This window comes from Streptomyces sp. Act143, from assembly GCF_003143935.1.
GTDB lineage: Bacteria > Actinomycetota > Actinomycetes > Streptomycetales > Streptomycetaceae > Streptomyces.
Genome location: NZ_QFRX01000001.1, coordinates 7,607,382 through 7,630,403, shown reverse-complemented (window position 1 = coordinate 7,630,403; position 23,022 = coordinate 7,607,382). Strand labels below are relative to the sequence as shown.

Below are 23,022 nucleotides of genomic sequence, written 5' to 3'. Positions count from 1 at the left end.
TAACTTGAGGCCGCGCCCACAGCGGGCGCCACGAACCTCGAGGAACGGGATGTTTGGCATCTATCTCAAGCGCGAGCTGGGCCGGCGCAAAAAGGCGGCTCTGGTCATCGCACTGGGTCTGGCGCTCGGTATCGCGCTGGTCATCACCGTCAACTCGGTGTCGGCCGGTATGACGCAGGCTCAGGACAAGGTCCTGAAGTCGCTGTACGGCCTCGGCACCGACATGACCGTCACCAAGGCCAGGTCGGCGCCCACGGACAACAGCTCAGGCAGACCCAACTTCGAGTTCGACGCCAAGTCGAACGACAGCGACGAGGAGCAGAGCTCCGACCGCGTGATGACACAGGGCGGCCAGGCCCTCAAGGCCGCGCTTGTCGCCGAGGTCGCCGAGCAGGACGGCGTCGCGAACGCCGTCGGCGCGATCACGCTGAACGTCACCAAGGTCAACGGCTCCTTCACGCAGGGCAAGGCGCAGTCCACGACCGGCGACCAGTCGCAGGGGCAGGGCGGCCCCGGCGGCAGCGGCGGCAACAGCACGGCGGCCCCCCAGGTGCAGGGCGGCGGCGCCTCGTTCGACGTGAACTCCTACTCGGTCGCCGGCGTGGACGTCACCGACCAGACCCTGGGCCCGCTGGCGGGCATGGAGATCACCTCCGGCAAGACCTTCACGGCCGCGCAGACAAATGCCAAGGTCGCGGTGCTCAGCAAGTCGTACGCCAAGGAGAACGAGTACAAGGTCGGCAAGACCCTGAAGATCTCCGGCACCAAGTACACGGTCATCGGCATCGCCACGGCCTCCAGCAGCGAGTCCACCACCGACGTCTACCTGCCGCTGAAGCAGGCCCAGACGCTGGGCGACGCCAAGAACAAGGTCACCACGATCTACGTCAAGGCGACCGACTCGCAGCAGATCGACACCGTCAAGGCCACCATCCAGAAGAACATCTCCGGTACGACGGTGACGACTTCGGCCGACCTCGCGGAGACCGTCTCCGGCTCCCTGTCCACCGCCTCGAACCTCGCGACCAGCGTCGGCAAGTGGCTGTCGATCGCGGTGCTCGCCGCCGCCTTCCTGGTCGCCGCGCTGCTGACCTCCTCCGCCGTGTCCCGTCGCGTGCGTGAGTTCGGCACCCTGAAGGCGCTGGGCTGGCCGAGCCGCCGGGTGACCCGGCAGGTCGTCGGCGAGTCCATCGTGAACGGCCTGCTCGGCGGCGCCCTCGGCATCGGCCTCGGCCTCGCCGCCGCGTACACGGTGACCGCGATCAGCCCGACGCTGACCGCGCAGCTCGGCAGCACCGGCGGCGGTGGCGGCATGGGCGGCGGCCCCGGCGGCGGCCCCGGCGGGCAGTCGGCGCAGAACACCATGGAGATCGCGCTCTCCGCGCCCGTCTCGCCGACCACCATCGCCCTCGCGGTGGGCCTCGCGGTGACCGGCGGTCTGATCGCCGGCGCGATGGGCGGCTGGCGGGCCTCCCGGATGCGGCCGGCCGACGCGCTGCGCAGCGTGTCCTGAGCCTTCCCGGGCCTTCCTGAGCCGGGGTGCCGCGTCCGTTCCCCCCGGGCCGCGGCACCCCACCCCCCTTACCTACGGAGAGCACCCCATGTACAGACTGACCGGCGTCACCAAGCGGTACTCGCGCGGCAAGGAGACGGTGGAGGCGCTGCGCGGCATCGACCTCACCATCGAGGACGGCGACCAGCTCGTCATCCAGGGCCCCACGGGCGGCGGCAAGTCCACGCTGCTGCAGATGATCGGCGGGCTCGACCGCCCCACCGAGGGCAGCGTGGAGCTGGACGGCGTGGACCTCGCGCGCATCAGCGAGGCCAAACTGACCCGGCTGCGCGCCGAGAAGATCGGCATCATCTTCCAGTCCTTCAACCTCATCCCGACGCTCACCGCACAGGAGAACGTCGAGACGGCGCTGGTCCCGCTGGGCGTCAAGCCGTCCGAGCGGCGCGAGCGGGCGGCGGAGGCGCTGCGGTCGGTGGGCCTCGGCGAGCGGCTCGGGCACGCGCCGTCCGAACTGTCCGGCGGCCAGCAGCAGCGCGTCGCCATCGCCCGCGCGCTGGTGAAGAAGCCGAAGGTACTGCTGGCCGACGAGCCGACGGGCAACCTCGACGAGGGCACGCGGGACGACATCATGGGCCTGCTGGAGGGCCTGTGGCACGAGTACGGGCTGACGTTCGTCATGGTCACCCACGACTCGTCGATCGCCCGGCGGGCACCGCGGCTGGCGACCATCAAGGCGGGGCAGATCACTCTGACCGAACAGCGGCAGCAGCAAGAGCAGCAACATCAGCAACATCAGCAGTCGTACGCGCAGTACTGAGCCGGCGTCCTCCGGGGCCGCTCACCGTTCGAGGACTCGGCCGATCCCGGCCACCGGTCCGCGGTGAGCGGCCCCCGCTGCTTGCGGTGTCACGCCTGCCCGGTCTCGAAGCGGGAGATCCGGCCGTCGTCCCCGACCTCGAAGTGCCACTTGGTGCGCATCTCGCCCCAGGCGTCATTGCGGTAGCGGGCGATGAGGTCGCGGCCGCCGCGGGACTCGTTGTCCACCTCCATGTGGCCGTGGGAGGCGAAGATCTCGCGGTCGATCCACTCGGCGAGGTCGCGGTCGGAACCGTCGTCCGACATGGTCGCGCCGGGCGCGAGAAGGGCCATGAAGCCCTCGCGGTCGTGCGCGTTGACGGCACCGACGAAGGCGCGGACGGCCGGATCGCTGAGTTTGGACGTCTGAATCGTCATGCCAGCCAGACTCACACCGCCCTCCCGGGCCCGCCACCCGAACGGCGGGCGTGGGCGACGCCCGGAGGTGTCGGGGGTGCGACGGTGGAAACACGGGAGGGGCGCAGGGGGGCGTGAGGTTCTGGGGGGTTGTTGTTGCCGTCTGCTCCGGGAGTCATCGTGACGACGTACGACCGACGTGATCTGGGCCTGCTGCTGCTCCGGCTGGGAACCGGGGGTGTGCTGGCCGCGCACGGCGCGCAGAAGCTGTTCGGCTGGTTCGGCGGCCACGGCCTGGAGGGGACCGGCCAGTTCATGGAGTCCGTGGGCTATGCGCCGGGCAAGGCCAGCGCGACCGCGGCGGGCCTCGCGGAGGCCGGCGGCGGCACGCTGCTGGCGCTGGGCCTGGCGACACCGGCCGCGGGCGCGGCGGCGGCCGGGGCGATGGGAGGCGCGGCGGCGGTGCACGCGCCGAACGGCTTCTTCAACGCCGAGGGCGGCTTCGAGTACGCGGCGACCCTGGGCCTGGCGGCCACCGGCCTGGCCGTCGCGGGGCCCGGCCGCCTCTCCCTCGACCATGCGATCGGGCACGCGTTCGACCGCGGGTGGATGGTCCCCGCGGCACTGGCGGTGACGGCGGCGGCCACGGCGGTGGTGGTGGGGGCGCGGCACCGGCGGGTGCAGGAGGGGAAGAAGGACGAGGCCGCGGAGATGTTCGACCAGCAGGAGTCGCTGTCCGGGGAGTGAGCCCACCCACCTGTGTTTTTCGCGCCCCTCCCGGAAGCGCCCCCGGGTCTGCCCCTAGGCTGTGCCCCCGTGAACCGCCGCTCCGGGCATCTCCGCGCACGACCGCCCTCGCGGCGGTGGCGGACGCTGCTCGTGCTGGCGGTACTGGCCGGGGTTCTGGGGATGCACGCCCTGTCCCCCGGCGGGGCCCCTCCGGGCGATCACCCGTACCCTTCCGCGATGACCGGCCTCGTCTCCGTGTCGGCGCCCCACGAGGACTGCGGTGGCAAGGGCCACTGCGGCTCCGGGCACATGACGCATGCCGACGCCACCTGTTCGGCGGCTGCGGTGAGCGGAGGGCCGGTGCTGCCCGCGCCGGTGGCCGACCCGGTCGCCGGCGTCGTACGGGACGACGTACTGCGTGCGTGCGCGGTCGCGGACCCGGACGGGGCGCGCGCTCCCCCGTCCTTGGCGGAACTCCAACTCCTGCGGATCTAGACACGGTTGCCGACGGCACGCACTCGTGCGCCTCGGCATGCCCGCAGTCCGGATCAATCCCTTTCACCCAGCAGGAGTTCAAGCATGAGCACCACCCGTACGCGTCGCGCCGCCGCCCTGGTTGTGGCGACCGTCACCGCCGCCCTCGTCCTCACCGCGTGCGGAGGCGACGACGGCGACAGCCACGGGAGCGGCCACGACACCTCGGCCTCCGCGTCCGCGTCCGCTTCCGCTTCCGCTTCCGCGGCATCCCACAACGCGCAGGACGTCTCCTTCGCGCAGGGCATGATCCCGCACCACCGTCAGGCCCTGGAGATGGCGGAAATCGCCGCCGACCGGGCCGCCTCCGCGGACGTGAAGGACCTCGCCGGGCGCATCGAGAAGGCGCAGGACCCGGAGATCAAGACCATCTCCGGCTGGCTGAAGGCGTGGGGCGTGGACGTCCCGGAGGACATGGAGTCGATGCCCGGCATGGATCACGGGGTGGGCTCCGCGATGCCCGGGATGCCCGGGATGCCCGGGATGATGGACGACGCGGACATGGAGAAGCTGCGGAAGGCCTCCGGCCGTGACTTCGACACGATGTTCCTGACCATGATGGTCGAACACCACGAGGGCGCCGTCGAGATGGCCGGGACGGAGCAAGCGAAGGGCTCCTACCAGCCCGCCACCTCCATGGCCGACGACATCGTCACGTCCCAGACCGCCGAGATCACCGAGATGAACAAGATCCTCGGCAAGAGCTGAACCTGCCGTGCCAGGCTGCGTCCATGAGTGATCAGGCCCCCGACATCTGGTCGGGCATCGACGAACTGTGGGCGTGGCTCGACGCGAACCGCCCGTCCGACGGGGAACAGCCCGACGGGCAACGGGAACTCCTCCTGCGGATGCTGAAGCTGTCGGAGGAGGTCGGCGAAGTGGCCGAGGCGGTGATCGGCGCGATGAACCACAACCCGCGCAAGGGCAACTCCCATACCTGGGACGACGTCCAGAGCGAGCTGTGCGACGTCGCGATCACCGCCTTGGTCGCGCTGCGCACGCTGACTCCGGAGGCGCGGGAGGTGTTCAGCCGGCATCTGGGACGGGTGAGGGAACGGTCGCTGGGCTCCCGCTAGGACCGTCTCAGCGGCCGTGCGCCGCCGCGTACTCCCGCAGGAACAGGGCCTCCACGTGCGCCATGTGCTCGATCTCGGACGGGTCGACGCTCTCGTTGGGGGCGTGGATGAGGCAGCGCGGCTCCTCGACGCCCATCAGGACGATCTCGGCACGGGGGTAGGTGGTGGCGAGGACGTTGCACAGCGGGATGGAACCGCCCTGGCCGAGGAAGGCGAGGGGTTTGCCGTAGACCTGCTGCACGGCCTTGCCGAGGGCCGCGTAGGCGGTGCCGTCGGTGGCGGCCTGGAACGGGGAGCCGGTGCTCTCGGTCTCGACCGTCACCCGCGCGCCCCAGGGGGCGGCGTCCGTGAGGTGCTGGGTGAGGGCCTTGAGCGCGGCCTGGGCGTCGGTCCCCGGCGGCACGCGCAGGCTGACGCGGGCCCGGGCGGTGGGCGGTACGGCGGCGGCGGAGCCGACGACCGGCGGGCAGTCAACACCGAGCACGGTCACGGCCGGGCGCGCCCAGAGGCGGTCGGCGACCGTGCCGGTGCCGGTGAGCCGTACGCCGTCCAGCACGCCGGCGTCGGTGCGGAACTGTGCCTCGTCGTAGCCGACACCGTCCCAAGTGCCTTCGCAGTCCAGCCCGTTGATGCGGGTGGCGCCGGTCTCGGGGTCGCGGAGGGTGGCCAGCATCTGGATGAGGGCCGCGAGGGCGTCGGGGGCGGGGCCGCCGAACATGCCCGAGTGGACCTCCCCGCCCAGGGTGTCGACGGTGACGACGAGGTTGGCGAGGCCGCGCAGGGTGATGGTGGCGGTGCCGGTGCCGACCTCGGCGTTGCCGGTGTCGCACACCAGCAGGGCGTCGGCGAGGAACTGCTCCGGGTGCTGGGCGACGTACGCCTCGAGACCGCCCGTGCCCTGCTCCTCCGAGCCCTCCGCGACGAACTTCAGGCCCACCGGGATGTCATCGCCGAGCGCCCTGAGCGCGGTGAGGTGCATGACGATGTTGCCCTTGCAGTCGGCGGTGCCGCGCCCGTACCAGCGGCCCTGGGCCTCGGTGAGGGTGAAGGGCGGGGTGGTCCAGGCGGTGTCATCGAGCGGGGGCTGGACGTCGTAGTGGCAGTAGAGCAGGACGGTGGGGGCGCCGGGCGGGGGCGGGCGGTGCCCGATGACGGCGTGGCTGCCGTCGGGGGTCTCGGCGAGGTGGACGTCCCGCAGCCCGGCCTCGGCGAAGGCGTCGGCGACCCACTGGGCGGCCCGACGGCACTCCTCGGGCGGGTACTGGCGGGGGTCGGCGACGGAGGGGATGGCGACGAGGTCGGCGAGATCCTGTTTGGCGCGGGGCATCAACGCGGCGATTCTGGCGCCCAGTTCGGTCTGTTCGGTCTGTCCACCTGCCATGGTGTCGCTCGTCATGCGTCCCGCCTCACCGTGTCGTCGGTCTTCAGGTCGTCGAGCCGGTCCTTGAACGTGTCGAGCTTCTCGGGACAGTAGATCTCCAGAATCTTGGCCTCCGCCCGCAGCGCCTTGGTGTCGCCGATGACGGGCCGCTGGCCCACGAAGGCGGCCCCGTTGGAGACGTTGATCTTCCACAGGGCGGAGCGCAGGGCGGTCGCGGGGTCCTCGCAGACGATCCCGCCGTCCGTGCCCAGCGCCCGTTCGATCACCTCGGTGTCGGGGCGCGGATAGCCGGCGTCCTCGGCGGCGTCGGCGAGCTTGTTGGCCTTCTCCGCCGCCTCGTTGGTGGACTTCACGCTCTCGTACTGCACGACGCCGACGATCGCGAGGACGACGAGGACGAGGATCGCGCCGAGGTAGATCCACTTGTGCTCGGAGGCGAACCGGGTGGGACTCATGACGCGCTCCTCTCCGTGCGCCAGGCGGGCTTGCGGAACTTGAGGAAGGCGTAGGGAACGAGCAGGCCGAGGATGACCAGACCGCCGCCGATGAGGAGGACGTACGACCAGACGCTGCCGCCGCCGAACTGCGAGGGCGGCACGAAGCCGATCGCGAGGGCGGCGACGGAGGCGAGGAGCCCGACGGTGCACATCAGGTGCAGGGCGGGAACGCGGTAGCCACGGGGGTGGTCGGGCTGGGTCTTCCGCAGCCGCATGGCGGCGGCGAACATCAGCAGATAGACGATGAGATACACCTGCGTGGTGATCGTGGAGAAGATCCAGTAGACGCTGGAGACGTCGGGGATCAGCGCATACATCAGGGCGATGGCGGTGGTGACGACGCCCTGGGTGACCAGGATGTTCTGCTGGATGCCGTACTTGTTGAGCTTCTGCAGGAAGGGCGGCAGATAGCCCTCGCTGCGAGAGATCTCCAGCAGGCCCTTGGAGGGCCCGGCGAGCCAGGTGAGCATGCCGCCGAGGGAGGCGGCGACCAGCATCACGGCGGCGATGGGGGTCATCCAGCCGATGTGGAAGTAGGAGAAGAAGGCATTGAAGGCCTGCATGACGCCGGCGGTGAGGCTGGTCTGGTCGGCGGGCACGACCCAACTGATCGCCAGCGCGGGGAGAATGAAGATGACCAGCACCAGCCCCATCGCCAGGAACATGGACTTGGGATACTCCCTGGCCGGGTCCTTCAGCGACGAGACGTGAACGGCGTTCATCTCCATGCCGGAGTAGGAGAGGAAGTTGTTCACGATCAGCACGAGGCTGGCGAGGCCGGTCCACTCCGGCAGCAGATGACTGCCGGTCATCGGCGCGGCGGACGGATTCCCTTGCCCGAGGAAGACGATGCCGAGCACGACGAGAATCGTGCCCGGCACGAGGGTTCCGATGATGAGACCCCAACTGGACAACCCGGCAAGGGCCTTGGTCCCCCGTGAGGACACCCACACCCCCGTCCAGTACAGGACCATGATGACGATGGCGGTGTAGAGGCCGTTGGAGGCGAGGGCGGGGTCGATGACGTACGAGATGGTGCTGGCGACGAACGCGAGCAGGCTCGGGTAGTAGAAGATCGTCATCGCGAACTGGCACCACACGGCGAGGAATCCGAGCGGCTTGCTCAATCCCTCGCTCACCCACCGATAGACACCGCCGGTCCACCCGGAGGCGAGCTCCGCGGACACGAGGGCGGTGGGCAGCAGGAACACGACCGCCGGGACGAGGTAGAGAAACACGCAGGCGAGCCCGTAGACGGCCATGGTCGGGGCGGCACGCAGACTGGCCACCGAGGAGGTGGTCATCAGCGCGAGGGTCACCCAGCTGAGGACGGGGGCGGGGGTGGCTCGCGCCGCCGCCTGCGCCGACGGGGCCGTCGGCGTCGGCGTCTGTGTCTGCGTCGGCTTCGGCACGTCGGCGGGGACGTCCATCGATGCCATGAAGCGCTCCCGGGGCTGGGCAGTTGGGGTGGTGCCAGCCTCGGGGGGAAACAGCGGGGGCGCATGGCGGCTTGGGCCGTTGGGGTGAGCGGGCCCGAGGAGCCCGGTCACGGTACGACCTCCTCGCCGCCGCCAGAGCCCACGTGCCACCTTCCCCGCATCCCCCATACGTGCTACCCGCCCGGCCGCCCCGACGGACCGCGCAGCAGGCTGGAGCGCTCAGGTGCGAAAGCCGCTGACAGGAGGGCACCTGATGAACCCATTGCGCGCCCTTCTCTCCCACCACTGCCCCTCCCCCGGGGAACTGGCCCACTTCCTCACCCTCCTGACCCGACTTGCCGCCGAACACGAGCGGCGAGGGCTCACCATCAACGCCAAGAACGTTTCCGCAGGTCAGCGCAGCTAGTCGCTGATCACTCGATCGCGGTGCAACAAGCAGAAGCGCGCAACCGCCATGCGCGGGACCCGGTTGTCCGAGGTGCTCATCAGGACATCACCAGAAGGGTCCACGTTGTTAAGGCACCATGTCTCACGTCTCACCGCGGTTCTGGCTTCTGCTGCAGTTCTCGCCCTCACCGCACCAACGACCGCACACGCCACGGCGATCAGCTCCACCCCGGTACGCACCTTCGAGTACAGCGTGGGTGGAGTGACCATGAAGGTCCCGACAGGCTGCATGTTCACACACATCATTCGCGGCAGCGGCAAGGAGATCACCTACCAGAACGCCGGCGTCGACTGCGCCTTCGTCGCAGCTCTCAGCAGCGGTTTCTGCAACTGGCGCATCGACTTCACCTACGCGGACACCAACAACCGGATGTACCGCACGTCACGCGGCAAGACGCACAGCGAATGCAAGATCGACCCGATGCGAAACAACTCTCCGCAGAGGTTGCCTCGTTATGGAAAGGCGTGCGCCCACCTCTATGTCAACGGAGTGCGCCGCGTAAGCCAGTGCCACCACATCACGAAGTGAGTCCCGGATGGTCGAACGACCCCAAGCGAAGAGCCCCGAACCGACGCGAGACACGCGACGACAGCGAGCAGGCATCGCTGCCTTCCTCGTAGGCATGATCAGCGCACTGGCGTTCTTCGCCTTCTGGCCCGGACTCCCGCACGTCATCGACTGGGGAGCCATTCTCGTAGCCATCGCCGTGGGCTCGCTGGCCCGATGGGCCTGCCAGGCCTGGATGGCGAAGACGGCACGGCAGAGGTCAGACCGCTCGTGATCGCTCGGTGGGGCCTCACGGCTCCACCGATGGTCAGATTCCTTTTCGCTCCATGAGCGGGTGCGCCGCATCATCCTGCGACAGGTCCGACAACGCCTCCTGTGTGAACGAGTTCACGTCGTGTACACAGGGGAGAACGCCCGGCCGTCGGGAGCAGAAGGTGACATGCGTGATGAGAGCATGGACGCAGCTTCCTTGCCCAGGTCGGTCATGCCGCCCCCCCCCCGTTGTTCGCTCTGTGCACATGCCAACCTGGGGGCCCAAACCGGACCACTCCGCAGTCGGGTGCGTGGCAACTGGTGCCAGCCTGATCTGGCCTCGGCCACTGTGGGACTGCAAGCGGTACCGCGCCTTCCGGGAGCAGTGCCTCTGACGCACGTGCGGCGTCGCCATGGCGTCCGAATTCGATCTGCGTCAACTGCCCCGTGCGTTAACGTGGTTACCCGCTGCGCACCTCCCGGAGGGTACGTTGGCGGTGTTCCAGGTTCCAATCCTCGGTAATGAGCGACGAATGGTCTCCATCGCGGGTTTCGCGCGGTGTGACTGCGGATGCCCGGTAGGGCGATCCCTGCCATTCCCAGCTCACGCTCAGGAGTGGAAACCGATGAACCCCGTTGAGTACAAGCTTGCACGTCGTGACCGGATTCGTCAGATTCTGGTGGACGTCACGGTAGGAGTCATCACCAACCTGTTGGTGACGGCACTCACCGTGGTAGCGCGCCTGGTCCTCTGACCGGCAGGTGGCGGGCCCGGGAGCCCGCCACCCATCTTCTGGTCCACCGTCTCAGAAGAGACGCAGCTCGCCGGGCGGAGTGCCCTTCTTCTTACGCCTCCTGCGGCGGCGCCCTCCTCGAGCGGGGCGAGGCAGATGCGGCTGTCGTGCTTCTTCGGGCAGGTTCTCCCAGGTGGGTCGCAGACCGTGGATCTGGACGTCGCCGACGAGCCCCTTCAAATAGTCCCGGGTCTCCTCGTCCGTGGAATAGAGCACGGTCGCGCGGCTCGCCCGGGTCATCAGCACGTGGTACGCGTGCCGGACGAGGCGCGCGAACTCGCCGTCGTCCACGCTCTTCGGCTTCACTTTGGGGTCGAACGAGCCGGGTTGGCCCACCCGTTTGACGCCCGCCTCCTTGTCCGCTCGTTCCTTGCCCCGCCGGAACACCCAGCGATCACCCCGGCGCACCATGTCCTCACCCATGATCACGCCGCACCAGTCCCACTCCAGCCCCTGCGCCGTGTACACACAGCCGATCTGGCCCAGGCCGTTCTCGTGCACGGACCAGATCTTGGAAGGCGGGACGGCCTTGTTCTCGCAGAAGGACTCGCTGTCCGCGTTCCACGGCCGGTGCCAGTCACCGATCCTGACGTCGGGTTCCAGCCGCTTCTCCCTGCCCAGAGGCTTCGTCCAAGGCCAGCAGTACCCGGCAACCATGCGGGCGGACGCTCCTGCCGCGGCCTCGGCACGAATGATCCGTTCGAGTTCTGCCGGACTGTCCACGACCTCCACGTGCATCAGCCCGTCCGGGGTCCACGGCTCCGGTTCCGCGTCGGCAATCCCCAACGCGCCGCGCACCCAGCGGATGTAGGCGTCGCTGCCCCCGCACCGGAACTGTTCCCGCAGGCTGCAACGGACCAAGTGGGCGTCGTAGCGCCTTGCCGCGTCCTCCACGAGGTCGACCGTGCCGACCTCCTGCGGACGCACGGACTGACCTTCGTCGAGGAAGAAGATCGTCAGCCTGGAAGCATCGAGAAGTTCGTCCACCTGAGGCTTTGTACCCCAGTCCTCGGGCTTCCAGAAGCGGTTGGTCGAACGCTCCCGCAGGCGATGAGCCTCGTCGCAGATCAGCACGTCCAGAGGCGGATCGGGCGGGGTCACGAAATTGCTGAAGTAGGAGAAGGTCTCCTTGAACTCCCGGTCCCCGAAACCGACATGCTCCTGCAGGGCACCATTGAACGCCCTGCTGCCGCTCGCGTACTTGACCGTGCGGCCCTCCGCCTCCAGTTCGGCCTTGATCTGGAGGCCGATGGCGCTCTTGCCCGTGCCGGCGCCCCCCGTGACGAGGAAGACCACCCGCCGTTCATCGGGTATCAGAGCGGGCCGCCGGGGGTCGGGCAGCACTTTGGAGGCCGTGTCCAGGATCTGGTCGGCGACCTTCTTCTGCCGGCCGCGCAGGGTGAATACCGTGTCCTCGCCTCTGGAGCGGATCATGGCATCGAGCAACGGGGTGTTGCGCAAGCCCATGCTCCGCAGCAGGATCTCGGCCGCTGAGTCGGCCCCTTCGTCGGCGAAGCTGCTCCGCAGGTCGGACAGCAGTTGGTCACGGCGGTCGTTCGTGTAGACACGGGCATAGGAACCGGTAGGCGCGTCCACTCCGACGAGCGGGAGGACTGCGGCGTCAGTGGCATTGTGCAGATAGGCGAAGCCGCCGCACTCGTAGGCCAGTCCGTGCAGCGGGCCCCTGTTGCTGGTGAACGCTTCGTAGTACTCGCGCAGTTGCAGCGCCGGGTGCTTCTTCTCCCCCATGCCCGGGACGTGCACCAGTTCCGCGGTGGCCCGCTCCACCCGGGTCACCGTCGACCACCTTTTCAGCTCGACGAGTTGGACGGAGAGCCCCTTCTCTTCGGGGTGATGCCCCACGAGGACCACGTCGATGAGCCGTGGGTCCCCGGCACGGTCGGTCTCGTCGAGGGTGGCCGCGCACTCGACGACCATCTCGACGTTCCCACGGCCTGCGGCCACCAGGTCCTCAGCGAGATGCACCAGGCTCTCCGCCCAGGCGGAGCGTTCGGTCAACGAGGCATCGGTGTTGAGGAAGTGCTTCCACCTCGCAGCCAGGTGAGGCACCATCCGGCGTCTTGAATTCAGGTTCAGCAGATCCCGCGCTGCCAGTTTCAGCAGGAGCATGGACACGAGGTGGGTCCCCCAGGGCACGAGTGACTCGTGCGGATGGGGGCATGTCCACGTGGGGAAGCCCGTCGGGCCGCAATGACGCCTGGGATCTTAGAGAACTGATCGCTCCACCCGACGTGCTCGACACGTCGGTCGGCTGGAAGCACAGGGAACCATGGCCGAATATCGCGCGCTCACTGCCGCAGTGAGGGCTCCACGACGACGGCAGACCGTGGCTCTGGTCGGCTGGGCACGAGTTCCCGTAGCTTCGCCCGGGTCTCCGCGTCGGTCGAGTACACGACCGTGCCGACCATGCCACGTGTCAGCAGCACCTTGTACGTGTTCCGGATGAGACGGTCAACGTCGCTGTCCGGCGTGGACTTCTTGAAGACCGGGTCCTTGGACGCGGTGCGGTCGGTGACCCAGCGGTCGCCCCGCCAGACCAGGTCCGGGCCGATGATGACGCCGGACCAGTCGTACTCGAAGCCCTGGGCGGTGTAGACACAGCCGATCTGCCCGAAGCCGGCAGGATCGGTGGCCCACAACGCGGACGGGGGTGCGCCGGAGACCGACCGGTCCCCCCGCAGGTTCCAGGGCCGGGCCCAGCCCCCGATGACGACGTCGGCAGGCAGAGGATCGCCGGGCTTCGGCTCGGGGGACCATCGCCAGCAGTAGCCCGCGGACATCCGGGCACCGTATTGCTCAGCGCGGCGGGCGTCGAGGAACGCCTCCATCTGCTCGGGACTGTCAGCGATCAGCAACTGCATACGGCCGTCGGGCTCCCATACGACCGGTCCGCCCGGCTCGAGGCCGAGGAGCCGGACCACCCAGCGCAGGTAGGCGTCGCTTCCTCCACAACGGAACTGGCTGTCCAGCGGAACGACATGGCAGTCGATGCCCCTTCTGGAAGCGGCCTCACGGATCTCGTCCACAGTGCCCATCTCACCGGGACGCACCACTTGGTGCTCGTCGAGGAAGAAGACCGGGACGTGGGCGACATCGATGAGCTCGTCGATCTGCGCTCTGCCGGTCCGCAGCGCCGCCCGGGTGTAGCGGTTGGCCGACGTCTCCCGGATGCGGTGCGCCTCGTCACAGATCAGAGCACCCAGACTGTTCTTCTCCGCGGTCATGAAGCTGTTGAAGTACTTGAAAAGGCCCTGGACTTCCCGCTTCCGGGAACCGGCCACCTTGCGCATCGTCTTGGTGAACGACTGCGAGCCGGTCGCGTGGACCGCGGCCACACCCCTCCGGTAGAGCTCGCCGAGCAGTTGAAGCGCGATCACGCTCTTCCCGGTGCCGGGGCCACCAGTGACGACGACGACTTCCTTGTGGTCCGCGCGCTTCGCTCGCTCCACCGCGTTGAGCACCATGCGGTAGGCGACCTGTTGCTCGTCGAGCAGGACGAACTGCTGGCGCTCCCGGACTTCCTGGGCTGCCACGGACATCAACTGTCTCGACGGCACGGTCGCACCCGCGAGCAACTCGTCGGCGGCACGAGCACCAGAATGCTGGTCGCTCAGCTTCGACCGGAGGTGGTCCAGGAAGGCACCACGACGCTCCCCCGTGAAGAGCCGTCCGCGCCCGTCACGTTGGATCTCCCGTAGCCCCGCCACCCCGAACTCGGTGGCGTTGTGCAAAAAGGCCACCCCATGAATCCGCTCGCCGTGTTCGGCCACCGCGCCGTTGAAGTTGACCAGGTAGTCGCAGTACCGCCACACCTGCTCGATCGGATTGAGCACGGGGTGGGCGTAAGCGTCGACATGGCAGAGGGTGGGATCGTCCTCGTGCGGAGCCGCCTGACTCCACTGCTTCAATTCCACCACTACGTAGGACGGCTCTTGCGTGACCGGATGCACACCGGCGAGGACGACATCGGCGCGCTTGCTGTTGAGCGGCAGCGCGTACTCCAGCATGACCTCCACGCCGCCCAGGCCGGCGTCGTTGAGCGCGGCGGTCAGTAGAGGGATGCTGCGCTCCCAGGAACGCACCTCCGAGGCCCCGGGCCGATAGCCGTGCATGTGGACGAACTGGTCGGTGAGGTGCAGGAACAGCGAACCGTCGAGTGCCATGACGGCGACCGTTTTGGCGGACGCGCGGAACAGCAAGGACTTCCCCCGGGCAGCACGAAGAGACTCGTGCGGGTGGGGGCATGTCCTTCGAGACCCCACCGGGGTGGAGCGGAAGCCCGTCGGGCCGCATTGACGATGAGTCCGAGGGTACCTGGCAGTCTCCACAGATGAACCGGCGGTCGCCTGTGGTGGCAGCGGACGTTGCGCCGGTCGACCCATACCTATGCCCGGGCAACGGACTGCACGACCTGGCCAAGGGAGGCCGCAGGCAGCGGCAGACGAGTCGGGCTGTACGCCGGGTTCTGTCACCCGGCCACCTCGCGGCGGCCGGGGAGACGGCCATCCATCTAGGACCGGTGTTGCCACCGGCCTCATGCGGTCTACCCGGGGACTCGGGCGGGCAGCCCTCAAACGTCTCCGCAGAGCCGCCCCTCTTTCAAGAAGACGGCCCCTTTTGACCTTGCTCCGGGTGGGGTTTACCTAGCTGCCCAGGTCACCCTGGGCACTGGTGGTCTCTTACACCACCGTTTCACCCTTACCGAGGACCGAGGTCCCCGGCGGTCTGTTTTCTGTGGCACTGTCCCGCGGGTCACCCCGGGTGGCCGTTAGCCATCACCCTGCCCTGTGGAGCCCGGACGTTCCTCGGGAAGCCCCCGTCAAGGGGACTCCACGCGGCCGTCCGCCCGGCTCGTCTGCCGTGTCGACCATGTTACCGGGCGGCCAGAGCGCCGGGCTCCAGACGCCGTCGCCAGGACCGAGCCCCCCAGGATCAGCGTGAACGCCGCCCCGATGCCCAGCGTCAGCTCCTCCCCCAGGAACAGCGCCCCCGCCGCCACCGCCACCGCCGGATTGACGTACGTGAACACCGTCGCCCGCGTCGGGCCCACCTCCTTGATCAGCTCCAGGAACGCCACGAAGGCCAGCGCCGTGCAGATCGCCCCCAGGGCGACCAGCGCCGTCAGTACCGACGCCGACGGCATCGACGACGGCCACGTCGCTCCCGCCGCCGGTGCGTACACCACCGCCGCCAGCGCCAGGCAGGGCGCGGTCAGCTGGAGGGTGGGGACGTCCTTCAGCCAGCGGGCCGCGATCAGGGGCGCCGTCGCGTAGCCGACGACCGTCAGCAGTACCTCGCCCAGTGAGCGCGCGTCCCCGCCCGTCAGGTGCGGCACCGTCAAGACCCCGACCCCGGCCAGGCCCAACCCCAGCCCCGCCGACCGCCGCGCACCCAGCCGCTCCGTGTCACCGAAGAAGCGGGCCAGCGCCACGCCCACGATCGGCACCCCGGCTATCAGCAGCCCCGCCGTCGAGCTCGACAGATGCCTCTCCGCGTCCGTCAGCGTGAACCACGGGCCGATGATCTCTATGCACGCGAAGGCCAGGAGCGGCTTCCAGTGGCGTCGGACCGTCCCTGTCAGGTTCCCCTGCCGCACCGCGAACGGCAGCAGCAGCGCCGCGCCCAGCGCGCACCGCGTGAACACCACGAAGGACGGCGACAGCGGGGCCTCCACCGCCACCTTGATCATCAGGTAGGGGATGCCCCACACCACTCCCATCAGGGAGAACAGGAACCAGCCGCGTGCAGTCATACCGCCATGCTCGTCGCGCCGTCAGCGCCCGTCTTGAACGCTGTTGCGGTACGCCGCCGGCGTCACCCCCAGCACCCGCCGGAACCACCGCGTGAGGTGCGCCTGGTCCGCGAAGCCCACCGCTGCCGCCGCCTCCGCCGGGCGCAGCCCCGATTCCAGCAGGGTCCGGGCGCGGTGGACCCGGTATTGCGCCAGCCAGGCGTACGGGGGCAGGCCCATCGTCGTACGGAAGGCGCGTAGGAGCTGGTAGCGGGACAGGCCCAGTTCCGCGCCCAGCAGGGCCAGGGACGGCGGGTCCAGCAGTTCGTCCGCCAGGCGGTCGCGTACGACGCGGGCGATGCGGTCCGCGCCGGGGAGCCTGTCGTCGGCGGGGCGGGCCGTCGAATGGCGGCGGGCCAGGGCCGTGAGCAGCCAGGGCAGGCGGGACTCGGCTTCCAGGGGGTCGGGGCGGGCGCTCAGGGCGGTGTGGGTACGCAGGAGGGCGGCGGCCAGCTCCGGGTCGTCTATCAGGGGCTCGCGGAAGTGCGGGAAGCCGAGGGTGCCGTCGGCGAGCAGGGGCGTCTCCGCGTACAGGGCCCGGTACGCGTAGCCGTCCGTCGCGTTTCCCGGGCCTCCTGTGTGCACCTCTCCCGGTGCCAGTACGACGATGCTGCCGGGGCCTGTGCGGATATGGCCGCCCCTGTAGTCGATGATCTCCGAGCCGCCCACGCACACGCCGACCGTGAACTCGTCATGGGCGTGGGGGGCGTAGACGTGCTTGTCGAAGCGGGCCGTGAGGAGGTCCAGGCGGGGGCCGCAGCGGCCCAGCTTCGCCCGAGTCCACAGTGCCTGTTCCACGCCGCGCCCCCTGTCCGTCGTTCTCAGGGTGCAACGCCGGAGTGGTCAGAGAAAGTCCGTTGTCTCCAGATCGAAGGCGAAGGAATCCGGCGGCCACCAGGGAAACAGCCCTTCGGTCGGCGCTGGGACCGCACCACCGGAGCGTACCCGTTCGTGAGAGGCACCGGGTCCGGCCTTGACCCTCACGCGACGTCAACGTCTCTACTGATCCCATGCGGATCGGAGAACTCGCCGCCGTCGTCGGCGTCACCACGCGGACCGTGCGGCACTACCACCATCTCGGGCTGTTGCCCGAGCCGGAGCGGCTCAGCAACGGCTACCGGGACTACACCCTGCGGCACGCCGTCGTGCTCGCCCGCATCCGGCGGCTGACCGAGCTGGGGCTGGGGCTCGCCGAGGTGCGGGACGTGCTCGTCGAGGACGCCGGGAAGGATCTCGTCGAGGTGCTCACCGAACTCGACGAGGACCTCGCCCGGCAGGAGGCCGCCCTCCGCGAGCGGCGGGTGCGGTTGCGGGCCCTGCTCGACGCGGACGGCAGTGCCGGCGCGCTCCCTCCCGAAGGCCCCGTCTCGCCCGAACTCGCCGCCCTCTTCCGCGACATGGCCCCCCTCGCCGACTCCCCCATGGCCGTCAAGGACCGTGAGGTCCTCGCCTTGATCGAGACTGCCGCCGATCCTGAGCAGAGGGAACGGCTGCTGAGTGCCGTCACCTCCGCCTTCGCCTCCCCCGACGCCCTCGCCGACGCCAAGAAGGCGTACGCCCTGCTCGACTCCCTCGTCGACGCCCCGCCCGCCGACCCCCGCATCGCCGAAGCCGCCCGTACCCTCGCCGCCCTCATCCCTCCCGCCCTGCTGCCCGCGACCGACATCGACCCCGAGCACAGCTTCCTCCGTGCCCTCTACGCCGACTTCGCCCCGGCCCAGGCGGAGGCCGTCCGGCAGGCCCTGCGCATCGTCCAGGGACAGCGGCCATGAGGATCGTGCGCGCACTGCTCCGGCACGAGACACGGCTCCTCGTCAGCCTCGTCCTCTGGGCCGCCCGGCGGACGCACCTGGCCGGCGGCTCCGGGTGCGTCGCCTTCCCCTACGCCCGCGGCGCGGGGCCACTGATGTTCGGGCTCGCCTTCGTCTGCGTCATCGAGTCGCTGACCATGTCCGTGCTGCTGCGGGACTGGCCGACCGTCCACCGGGGCGTCCTCGGCCTGGACCTCTACACCGTCGCTCTCGTCATCGGTATGCATGCCGCCGACGTCGTACGACCGCACGTCCTCGACATCGGCACCGGCACCCTTCTGATCCGCCGAGGCGCGTACGTCGACCTACGCGTACCGCTTCAGCAAATCGCTGCCGTACGACGTGAGTTGCGGACCGCCCACGAACGCACCGCCAGCGTCCTCGACCTTCCCGTCGGCGCCCGCACCACCCTCGTCCTCGAACTCACCCATCCCGTCACCCACTTCACCCTCCTCGGCCGCCAACGGCACATCCACACGGTCCGGTTCCACGCCGACGACCCCGCCTCCCTCACCCGTGCGATCACGCAGGCGCGAACCGCACCTTCGACGCTCCCGGATCGGCCTGCAGCAGCCTGACCCGCAGACGCTCGCCCAGGGGGAGATCCTCCCCGTCGATCCCGTCGATGCGGCCGATCACCGCCGGGGACTCCAACACCACCACCCCCACCGACGGCCTGCGCTCCTCCACCTCCACCACGCACCCGTCGAAGACCTCCCCCACCCGGTCCTTCAGCAGCGCCGCCTCGACGATGTCGACGCACTCCCGCTCGACCGTGGCCGCGCGCCGGCCGCCCTCGGTCATCTCCTGCGGCAGTGAGTCCAGCGCCCTCAGCACCCAGTCCGGCGGAGCCTGCCCCGCCACTGCCGCCAGGCAGATCTCCGACGCGTAGCGGTCGGCGAGGCGGCGCAGGGGGGCCGTGCAGTGGGCGTACGGGGCCGCCACCGCCGCATGGGTGGTGATCGGTGGGAGGACCCCGTCGCGGAAGACCGTGTAGCCCGCGCCGCGCAGCAGCGTCGTGCACTCCTGCAGGAAGGCCGCGTGGTGCGGGACCTGCGGGTCCAGCGACCGCACGAGCGCCGCGTACGAGACGTGGTGCGGCCAGTCGATGTGCAGGGCGTGGGCCGTGCGGCGCAGGCGGCCGACCGCGCCGTCGGGGGCGGCGGGGAGCGTGCGCAGTACGCCGGTGCCGTGGGTGAGCATCAGGTCCGCCGCCGCCATGCCCGTGAGCAGGGAGATCTGGGCGTTCCAGCCGTCCGCGGGGAGCGGGGCGCGGTACGACAGCTGGTAACCCCCGTCGTGCTCGACGATCTCCTGTTCGGGGACGTTCAGGGAGATGCCGCCCCGGGCCACCTCCAGCTCCTCCCGCAGCCGGCCCACCACCTCCAGCAGGGCCAGCGGCTCCTCCGCGGTGCCCCCGTCGATCTCCTTCTGCACGCCCTCGTAGTCCAGCTTCGCCCGGCTGCGGACCAGGGCGCGGCGGACGTCCACCGCCACCGTCCGGCCCTCCGCGTCGAGGTCGATCGTCCACAGGGCCGCCGGGCGGGTCTGGTCCGGGAGCAGGCTGGCCGTGCCCTCGCTGAGCACCGGTGGGTGCAGCGGGACCTTCTCGTCGGGGAAGTAGAGGGTCATCACCCGGCGGTGGGTCTCGGCGTCCAGTGCCGATCCGGGTACGACGAAGGCGGCGACGTCGGCGATGGCGTAGTGGACGCGGTAGCCGGTGCCCCGGCGGGAGAGGTGCATCGCCTGGTCGAGGTCGGTGGACGTGGGCGGGTCGATGGTGAAGAAGGGGATGTCGGTGGCGTCGTCGTGCGGTGGGAGCGGCGGCGGGTGGCCGGCTTCCGCCGCCGCGTTCGGCGGGTAGGCGTCCGGCACGCCGAGGTCGGTGCGCAGTGCGGTGAGGGCGGCCCGGAGAGGGGCTTCGGGGGCGCCGGTCACGCTGATGTGGCGGCGGGGCATACCAGCGAGCGTAGAGCGGGGGGCGCAGGGTGGCACGCCGTACGCTGGGGCGGAGCCAGACGTGAAGGAGATCCATCCCGTGCTTGTCCTGCTGCCGCCGTCCGAAGGCAAGGCCTCCTCCGGTCGTGGCGCCCCGCTGAAGCTGGAGTCGTTGTCGTTGCCGGGGCTGACCGAGGCACGGGCGGCCGTGCTCGGTGAGCTCGTCGAGCTGTGTGCGGGGGACGAGGAGAAGGCCCGGGAGGTGCTCGGGCTGAGCGAGGGGCTGCGGGGTGAAGTCGGGAAGAACGCGGAACTGCTGGGCGCCGGGGCGCGGCCTGCCGGGGAGATCTACACCGGTGTGCTGTATGACGCGCTCGGCCTCGCCTCCCTCGACGCGGGCGCGAAGCGGCGGGCGGGGCGGCAGCTGCTGGTGTTCTCGGGGCTGTGGGGGGCCGTCGGGGTCGGCGACAAGATCCCCTCGTACCGGTGCTCCATGGGCGTGAAGCTGCCGGGGCTCGGGGCGCTGGGGGCGCACTGGCGGGGGCCGATGGCCGAGGTCATGCCGGAGGCGGCCGGGGCGGGGCTCGTGCTTGATCTGCGGTCCTCCGCCTACGCCGCCGCCTGGAAGCCGAAGGGGGACGTGGCCGGGCGGACGGCGAGCGTGCGGGTGCTGCACGCGCCGACGCGGAAGGTGGTGAGCCACTTCAACAAGGCGACCAAGGGGCGGATCGTACGGAGTCTGCTGGCGGCGGGCATCGCGCCTGCCGGGCCCGCCGAGCTGGTGGAGGCGCTGCGGGACCTCGGGTACGTGGTCGAGGTGGAGCCGCCGAAGGGGGCCGGGAAGGCGTGGTCGCTGGATGTGCTGGTGGACGAGGTCCACTAGGCGCACACCCGCCTCCTGACCCCATTGCATCCTCCGCAACGCTCATTGCACACATCGCTCCTCATGGGCACGATGAGGCCATGAGCGTGCTGGATCTCGCCCCCGTCGTGCCCGTCGTCGTCATCGAGGACGCCTCCGATGCCGTGCCGCTGGCGCGGGCGCTGGTGGCGGGAGGGCTGCCGGCGATCGAAGTGACCCTGCGGACGCCGGTCGCGCTGAAGGCGATCCGGGCGATCGCCGACGGGGTGCCGGACGCGGTGGTCGGCGCGGGGACTGTCGTGACGCCGGAGCAGGTGACGGAGTGCGTACGGGCCGGGGCGCGGTTTCTGGTGAGCCCGGGGTGGACGGACGTACTCCTCGACGCCATGCGGGCGTCCGGGGTGCCGTTCCTGCCGGGGGTCTCGACCGCGTCCGAGGTCGTGGCGTTGCTGGAGCGCGGGGTGCGGGAGATGAAGTTCTTCCCGGCGCAGGCCGCGGGCGGGACGGCGTATCTGAAGTCGCTGGCCGGGCCGTTGCCGCAGGCGCGCTTCTGCCCGACGGGAGGGATCGGCCCGGCGAACGCCGCGGATTACCTGGCCCTGCCCAACGTGGGGTGTGTGGGCGGGACTTGGATGCTGCCGGCGGAGGCGATCGCCACGCGGGACTGGGCGCGGGTCGAGGAGCTGGCCCGCGCCGCCGCCGGACTCAGGGACCTCAGGGACGCAGGTGGGACGTGTCGTTGAAGAGGCGGACGCTGGCGTTGCCGTCGGCGTAGTACGCCACCGCCGACAGGGAGGCGGCGCTCAGTTCCATGCGGAACAGGGACTCCGGCGGGGCGCCGAGGGCGAGGCGTACGAACGTCTTGATCGGCGTGACGTGGCTGACCAGCAGGACCGTACGGCCCGCGTACGCGGCGATCAGCTTGTCGCGGGTGGCGGCGATCCGGGTGGCCGTCGCCGCGAAGCTCTCACCGCCGCCGGTGGGTTCGGCGTCGGGGTCGGCGAGCCAGCGGTTGAGGTCGTCGGGGTACCGCTCCCGCACCTCTCCGAAGGTCAGCCCTTCCCACGCCCCGAAGTCGGTCTCCCGCAGCCCTTCCTCGACGGTCACGTCCAGCCCGAGGCGCTCGGCCACGGCGGCCGCGGTCTCCCGGGTACGGGTGAGGGGCGACGCCACGATCTCCTGTACGGTGCCACGCCGGGCCAGCGCCTCCGCGACCCGCCGCGCCTGCTCGCGCCCCACCTCGGACAGCGACGGGTCGGTCCCCCCGCTCCCCGAGAACCGCTTCTGCGGAGTCAACGGCGTCTCCCCGTGCCGCAGCAGCACGAAGGTCGCAGGCGACCCCATGTCGGCCGGGGCCCAGCCAGGACTGGCGACGCTCTGAGCGGCCCGGACATCAGCGTCAGCCTTCGCGGCTCCGCCGCCCGGAGACTCCGCCGCTCCGCGGCGGGAAGACCGGCCGGCGGAAGAAGGCGCAGCAGCAGCGTGGGCGGTAGCAGAGTGGGCGGTAGCAGAGGAGGCGGTAGCAGAGGAGGCGGTAGCAGAGGAGGCGAAGGTCGAGGCCGCCGCCGCAGGGGAGGCCGAAGCCACCAACGCAGGCGAGGCCGAGGCCGCCGACGCAGCCGAGGTCGAAGCCGCCGCCGCCGAGGCCGCCGCCAGCGCAGCCCGCGCGCGCGCCGCACCCGCCACCGCGTCACCCGGCGGGCCGGACGGCTCAGGCGCGGCGGACGCGGCGGCCCTCGTCTCCAACTCCGCCACCGAAGCCGAAGCCGACCACTGCTCCCCCTTCGCCCCCGCGTCCATCGCCTCGTTCGCCAACCGGTCCGCGTGCTTGTTCCGCTCGCGCGGGATCCACTCGTACGTCACCCGGTCCGGCGGGAGCACCCGTGCCGCCTCCATCGCCAGCGGCTTCATGTCCGGGTGCTTGATCTTCCAGCGGCCCGACATCTGCTCGACGACGAGCTTGGAGTCCATGCGGACGTGGACGGAGGCGGCGGGGTCCAGTTCGGCCGCCGCGCGCAGGCCGGCCACCAGGCCCCGGTACTCGGCGACGTTGTTCGTCGCGACGCCGATGTACTCGGCCCGCTCCGCCAGCGTCTCGCCCGTGGCCGCGTCGATGACGACCGAGCCGTACCCGGCCGGGCCGGGGTTGCCCCGCGACCCGCCGTCCGCCTCGACGATGAACTCCCGCACGCGCAAAGCTCCTTACAGAACCCTCAA

The 23,022-nt window shown here is 70.2% G+C and carries 23 protein-coding genes, 1 other RNA gene and 1 pseudogene; 14 read left to right on the top strand and 11 right to left on the bottom strand.

Features of this window, described 5'->3' with window-relative positions; translation table 11 throughout:
- The first annotated feature begins 49 nt into the window (after window positions 1–49).
- Together DI272_RS34850 and DI272_RS34845 are read left to right on the top strand one after the other, a co-directional pair.
- A complete protein-coding gene (locus DI272_RS34850) occupies window positions 50–1,513 on the top strand; it encodes an ABC transporter permease (protein ID WP_109499163.1) in 1,464 nt (487 codons plus the stop codon).
- Window positions 1,514–1,601: 88 nt separating this feature from the next.
- Window positions 1,602–2,330: an ABC transporter ATP-binding protein gene (locus tag DI272_RS34845; protein ID WP_109499162.1), complete on the top strand. Its 729-nt coding sequence runs from the start codon at window positions 1,602–1,604 to the stop codon at window positions 2,328–2,330.
- Between the two features lie 89 nt (window positions 2,331–2,419).
- Here DI272_RS34845 and DI272_RS34840 read toward each other — a convergent pair whose 3' ends face one another.
- Window positions 2,420–2,746 carry a hypothetical protein gene (locus tag DI272_RS34840; RefSeq protein WP_109499161.1) on the bottom strand — a complete coding sequence of 109 codons (327 nt, stop codon included), beginning with the start codon at window positions 2,744–2,746 and terminating at the stop codon, window positions 2,420–2,422.
- A 159-nt stretch (window positions 2,747–2,905) separates the two neighbouring features.
- On the opposite strand from DI272_RS34840, the gene DI272_RS34835 reads away from it, so the two are divergent.
- The 4 genes from DI272_RS34835 (at window position 2,906) to DI272_RS34820 (ending at window position 5,064) form a co-directional block, all read left to right on the top strand.
- Window positions 2,906–3,472 carry a DoxX family protein gene (locus DI272_RS34835; protein WP_109499160.1) on the top strand — a complete coding sequence of 189 codons (567 nt, stop codon included), beginning with the start codon at window positions 2,906–2,908 and terminating at the stop codon, window positions 3,470–3,472.
- 162 nt (window positions 3,473–3,634) lie between these two features.
- The gene (locus tag DI272_RS34830) at window positions 3,635–3,949 is read left to right on the top strand and encodes a DUF6153 family protein (RefSeq protein WP_219933907.1); all 315 of its coding nucleotides are present in this window, start codon (window positions 3,635–3,637) and stop codon (window positions 3,947–3,949) included.
- An 84-nt stretch (window positions 3,950–4,033) separates the two neighbouring features.
- On the top strand, window positions 4,034–4,696 hold the full coding sequence (locus DI272_RS34825) for a DUF305 domain-containing protein (RefSeq protein ID WP_109499158.1): 663 nt from the start codon (window positions 4,034–4,036) through the stop codon (window positions 4,694–4,696).
- A 23-nt stretch (window positions 4,697–4,719) separates the two neighbouring features.
- Window positions 4,720–5,064 (top strand): MazG-like family protein, encoded by a 345-nt coding sequence (locus DI272_RS34820; protein WP_109499157.1) that lies wholly within the window; start codon window positions 4,720–4,722, stop codon window positions 5,062–5,064.
- 7 nt (window positions 5,065–5,071) lie between these two features.
- Here the strand turns inward: DI272_RS34820 and DI272_RS34815 are convergent, their stop codons facing one another.
- The 3 genes from DI272_RS34815 to DI272_RS34805 are packed head-to-tail and all read right to left on the bottom strand — an operon-like array spanning window position 5,072 to window position 8,381.
- A complete protein-coding gene (locus DI272_RS34815) occupies window positions 5,072–6,445 on the bottom strand; it encodes a dipeptidase (protein WP_109501214.1) in 1,374 nt (457 codons plus the stop codon).
- Window positions 6,446–6,456: 11 nt separating this feature from the next.
- The gene (locus DI272_RS34810) at window positions 6,457–6,900 is read right to left on the bottom strand and encodes a hypothetical protein (RefSeq protein ID WP_109499156.1); all 444 of its coding nucleotides are present in this window, start codon (window positions 6,898–6,900) and stop codon (window positions 6,457–6,459) included.
- Window positions 6,897–8,381, bottom strand: a complete 1,485-nt coding sequence (locus DI272_RS34805) for an APC family permease (RefSeq protein WP_109499155.1) — start codon at window positions 8,379–8,381, stop codon at window positions 6,897–6,899. Before DI272_RS34805 ends, DI272_RS34810 begins: the two co-directional genes overlap by 4 nt.
- Before the next feature lie 253 nt (window positions 8,382–8,634).
- On the opposite strand from DI272_RS34805, the gene DI272_RS44740 reads away from it, so the two are divergent.
- From DI272_RS44740 to DI272_RS44940, 4 genes are all read left to right on the top strand, one after another.
- Entirely contained in the window at window positions 8,635–8,787 is a 153-nt protein-coding gene (locus tag DI272_RS44740) for a hypothetical protein (RefSeq protein WP_181387419.1), read from the top strand.
- A 249-nt stretch (window positions 8,788–9,036) separates the two neighbouring features.
- Window positions 9,037–9,357 carry a hypothetical protein gene (locus DI272_RS44735; RefSeq protein WP_309221701.1) on the top strand — a complete coding sequence of 107 codons (321 nt, stop codon included), beginning with the start codon at window positions 9,037–9,039 and terminating at the stop codon, window positions 9,355–9,357.
- Window positions 9,358–9,451: 94 nt separating this feature from the next.
- Entirely contained in the window at window positions 9,452–9,610 is a 159-nt protein-coding gene (locus DI272_RS46085; RefSeq protein ID WP_309221681.1) for a hypothetical protein, read from the top strand.
- A 604-nt stretch (window positions 9,611–10,214) separates the two neighbouring features.
- Window positions 10,215–10,343 carry a DUF6408 family protein gene (locus tag DI272_RS44940; protein WP_219933865.1) on the top strand — a complete coding sequence of 43 codons (129 nt, stop codon included), beginning with the start codon at window positions 10,215–10,217 and terminating at the stop codon, window positions 10,341–10,343.
- 51 nt (window positions 10,344–10,394) lie between these two features.
- Here the strand turns inward: DI272_RS44940 and DI272_RS34790 are convergent, their stop codons facing one another.
- The 5 genes and pseudogenes from DI272_RS34790 to DI272_RS34765 all read right to left on the bottom strand — a co-directional run bounded on the left by DI272_RS34790 (window position 10,395) and on the right by DI272_RS34765 (window position 16,992).
- Window positions 10,395–12,401, bottom strand: a complete 2,007-nt coding sequence (locus tag DI272_RS34790) for a DUF2075 domain-containing protein (protein ID WP_375138086.1) — start codon at window positions 12,399–12,401, stop codon at window positions 10,395–10,397.
- A gap of 290 nt (window positions 12,402–12,691) precedes the next feature.
- Complete coding sequence (locus DI272_RS34785) at window positions 12,692–14,602, bottom strand: DUF2075 domain-containing protein (RefSeq protein WP_109499153.1); 1,911 nt, start codon at window positions 14,600–14,602, stop codon at window positions 12,692–12,694.
- A 239-nt stretch (window positions 14,603–14,841) separates the two neighbouring features.
- Window positions 14,842–15,257: RNase P RNA component class A (gene rnpB, locus DI272_RS34780), an RNA gene on the bottom strand.
- A 115-nt stretch (window positions 15,258–15,372) separates the two neighbouring features.
- A pseudogene (locus tag DI272_RS46300) lies at window positions 15,373–16,155 on the bottom strand (DMT family transporter); the annotation flags it as partial.
- Window positions 16,156–16,176: 21 nt separating this feature from the next.
- Entirely contained in the window at window positions 16,177–16,992 is an 816-nt protein-coding gene (locus DI272_RS34765; RefSeq protein ID WP_109499151.1) for an AraC family transcriptional regulator, read from the bottom strand.
- Window positions 16,993–17,204: 212 nt separating this feature from the next.
- On the opposite strand from DI272_RS34765, the gene DI272_RS34760 reads away from it, so the two are divergent.
- Window positions 17,205–17,966: a MerR family transcriptional regulator gene (locus tag DI272_RS34760; protein WP_109499150.1), complete on the top strand. Its 762-nt coding sequence runs from the start codon at window positions 17,205–17,207 to the stop codon at window positions 17,964–17,966.
- Window positions 17,963–18,583 (top strand): hypothetical protein, encoded by a 621-nt coding sequence (locus DI272_RS34755; RefSeq protein ID WP_109499149.1) that lies wholly within the window; start codon window positions 17,963–17,965, stop codon window positions 18,581–18,583. Before DI272_RS34760 ends, DI272_RS34755 begins: the two co-directional genes overlap by 4 nt.
- On the opposite strand, the gene DI272_RS34750 is transcribed toward DI272_RS34755, so the two are convergent.
- Window positions 18,528–19,964: an RNB domain-containing ribonuclease gene (locus DI272_RS34750; protein WP_109499148.1), complete on the bottom strand. Its 1,437-nt coding sequence runs from the start codon at window positions 19,962–19,964 to the stop codon at window positions 18,528–18,530. The genes DI272_RS34755 and DI272_RS34750 overlap by 56 nt on opposite strands.
- Window positions 19,965–20,043: 79 nt before the next feature.
- On the opposite strand from DI272_RS34750, the gene yaaA reads away from it, so the two are divergent.
- Both yaaA and DI272_RS34740 read left to right on the top strand, forming a co-directional pair.
- On the top strand, window positions 20,044–20,826 hold the full coding sequence (yaaA, locus tag DI272_RS34745; protein ID WP_109501211.1) for a peroxide stress protein YaaA: 783 nt from the start codon (window positions 20,044–20,046) through the stop codon (window positions 20,824–20,826).
- Window positions 20,827–20,906: 80 nt separating this feature from the next.
- Window positions 20,907–21,548: a bifunctional 4-hydroxy-2-oxoglutarate aldolase/2-dehydro-3-deoxy-phosphogluconate aldolase gene (locus tag DI272_RS34740; protein WP_109499147.1), complete on the top strand. Its 642-nt coding sequence runs from the start codon at window positions 20,907–20,909 to the stop codon at window positions 21,546–21,548.
- On the opposite strand, the gene DI272_RS34735 is transcribed toward DI272_RS34740, so the two are convergent.
- Window positions 21,520–22,995: a bifunctional RNase H/acid phosphatase gene (locus tag DI272_RS34735; RefSeq protein WP_109499146.1), complete on the bottom strand. Its 1,476-nt coding sequence runs from the start codon at window positions 22,993–22,995 to the stop codon at window positions 21,520–21,522. The two genes, DI272_RS34740 and DI272_RS34735, sit on opposite strands and share 29 nt — an antisense overlap.
- Window positions 22,996–23,022: the final 27 nt, after the last annotated feature.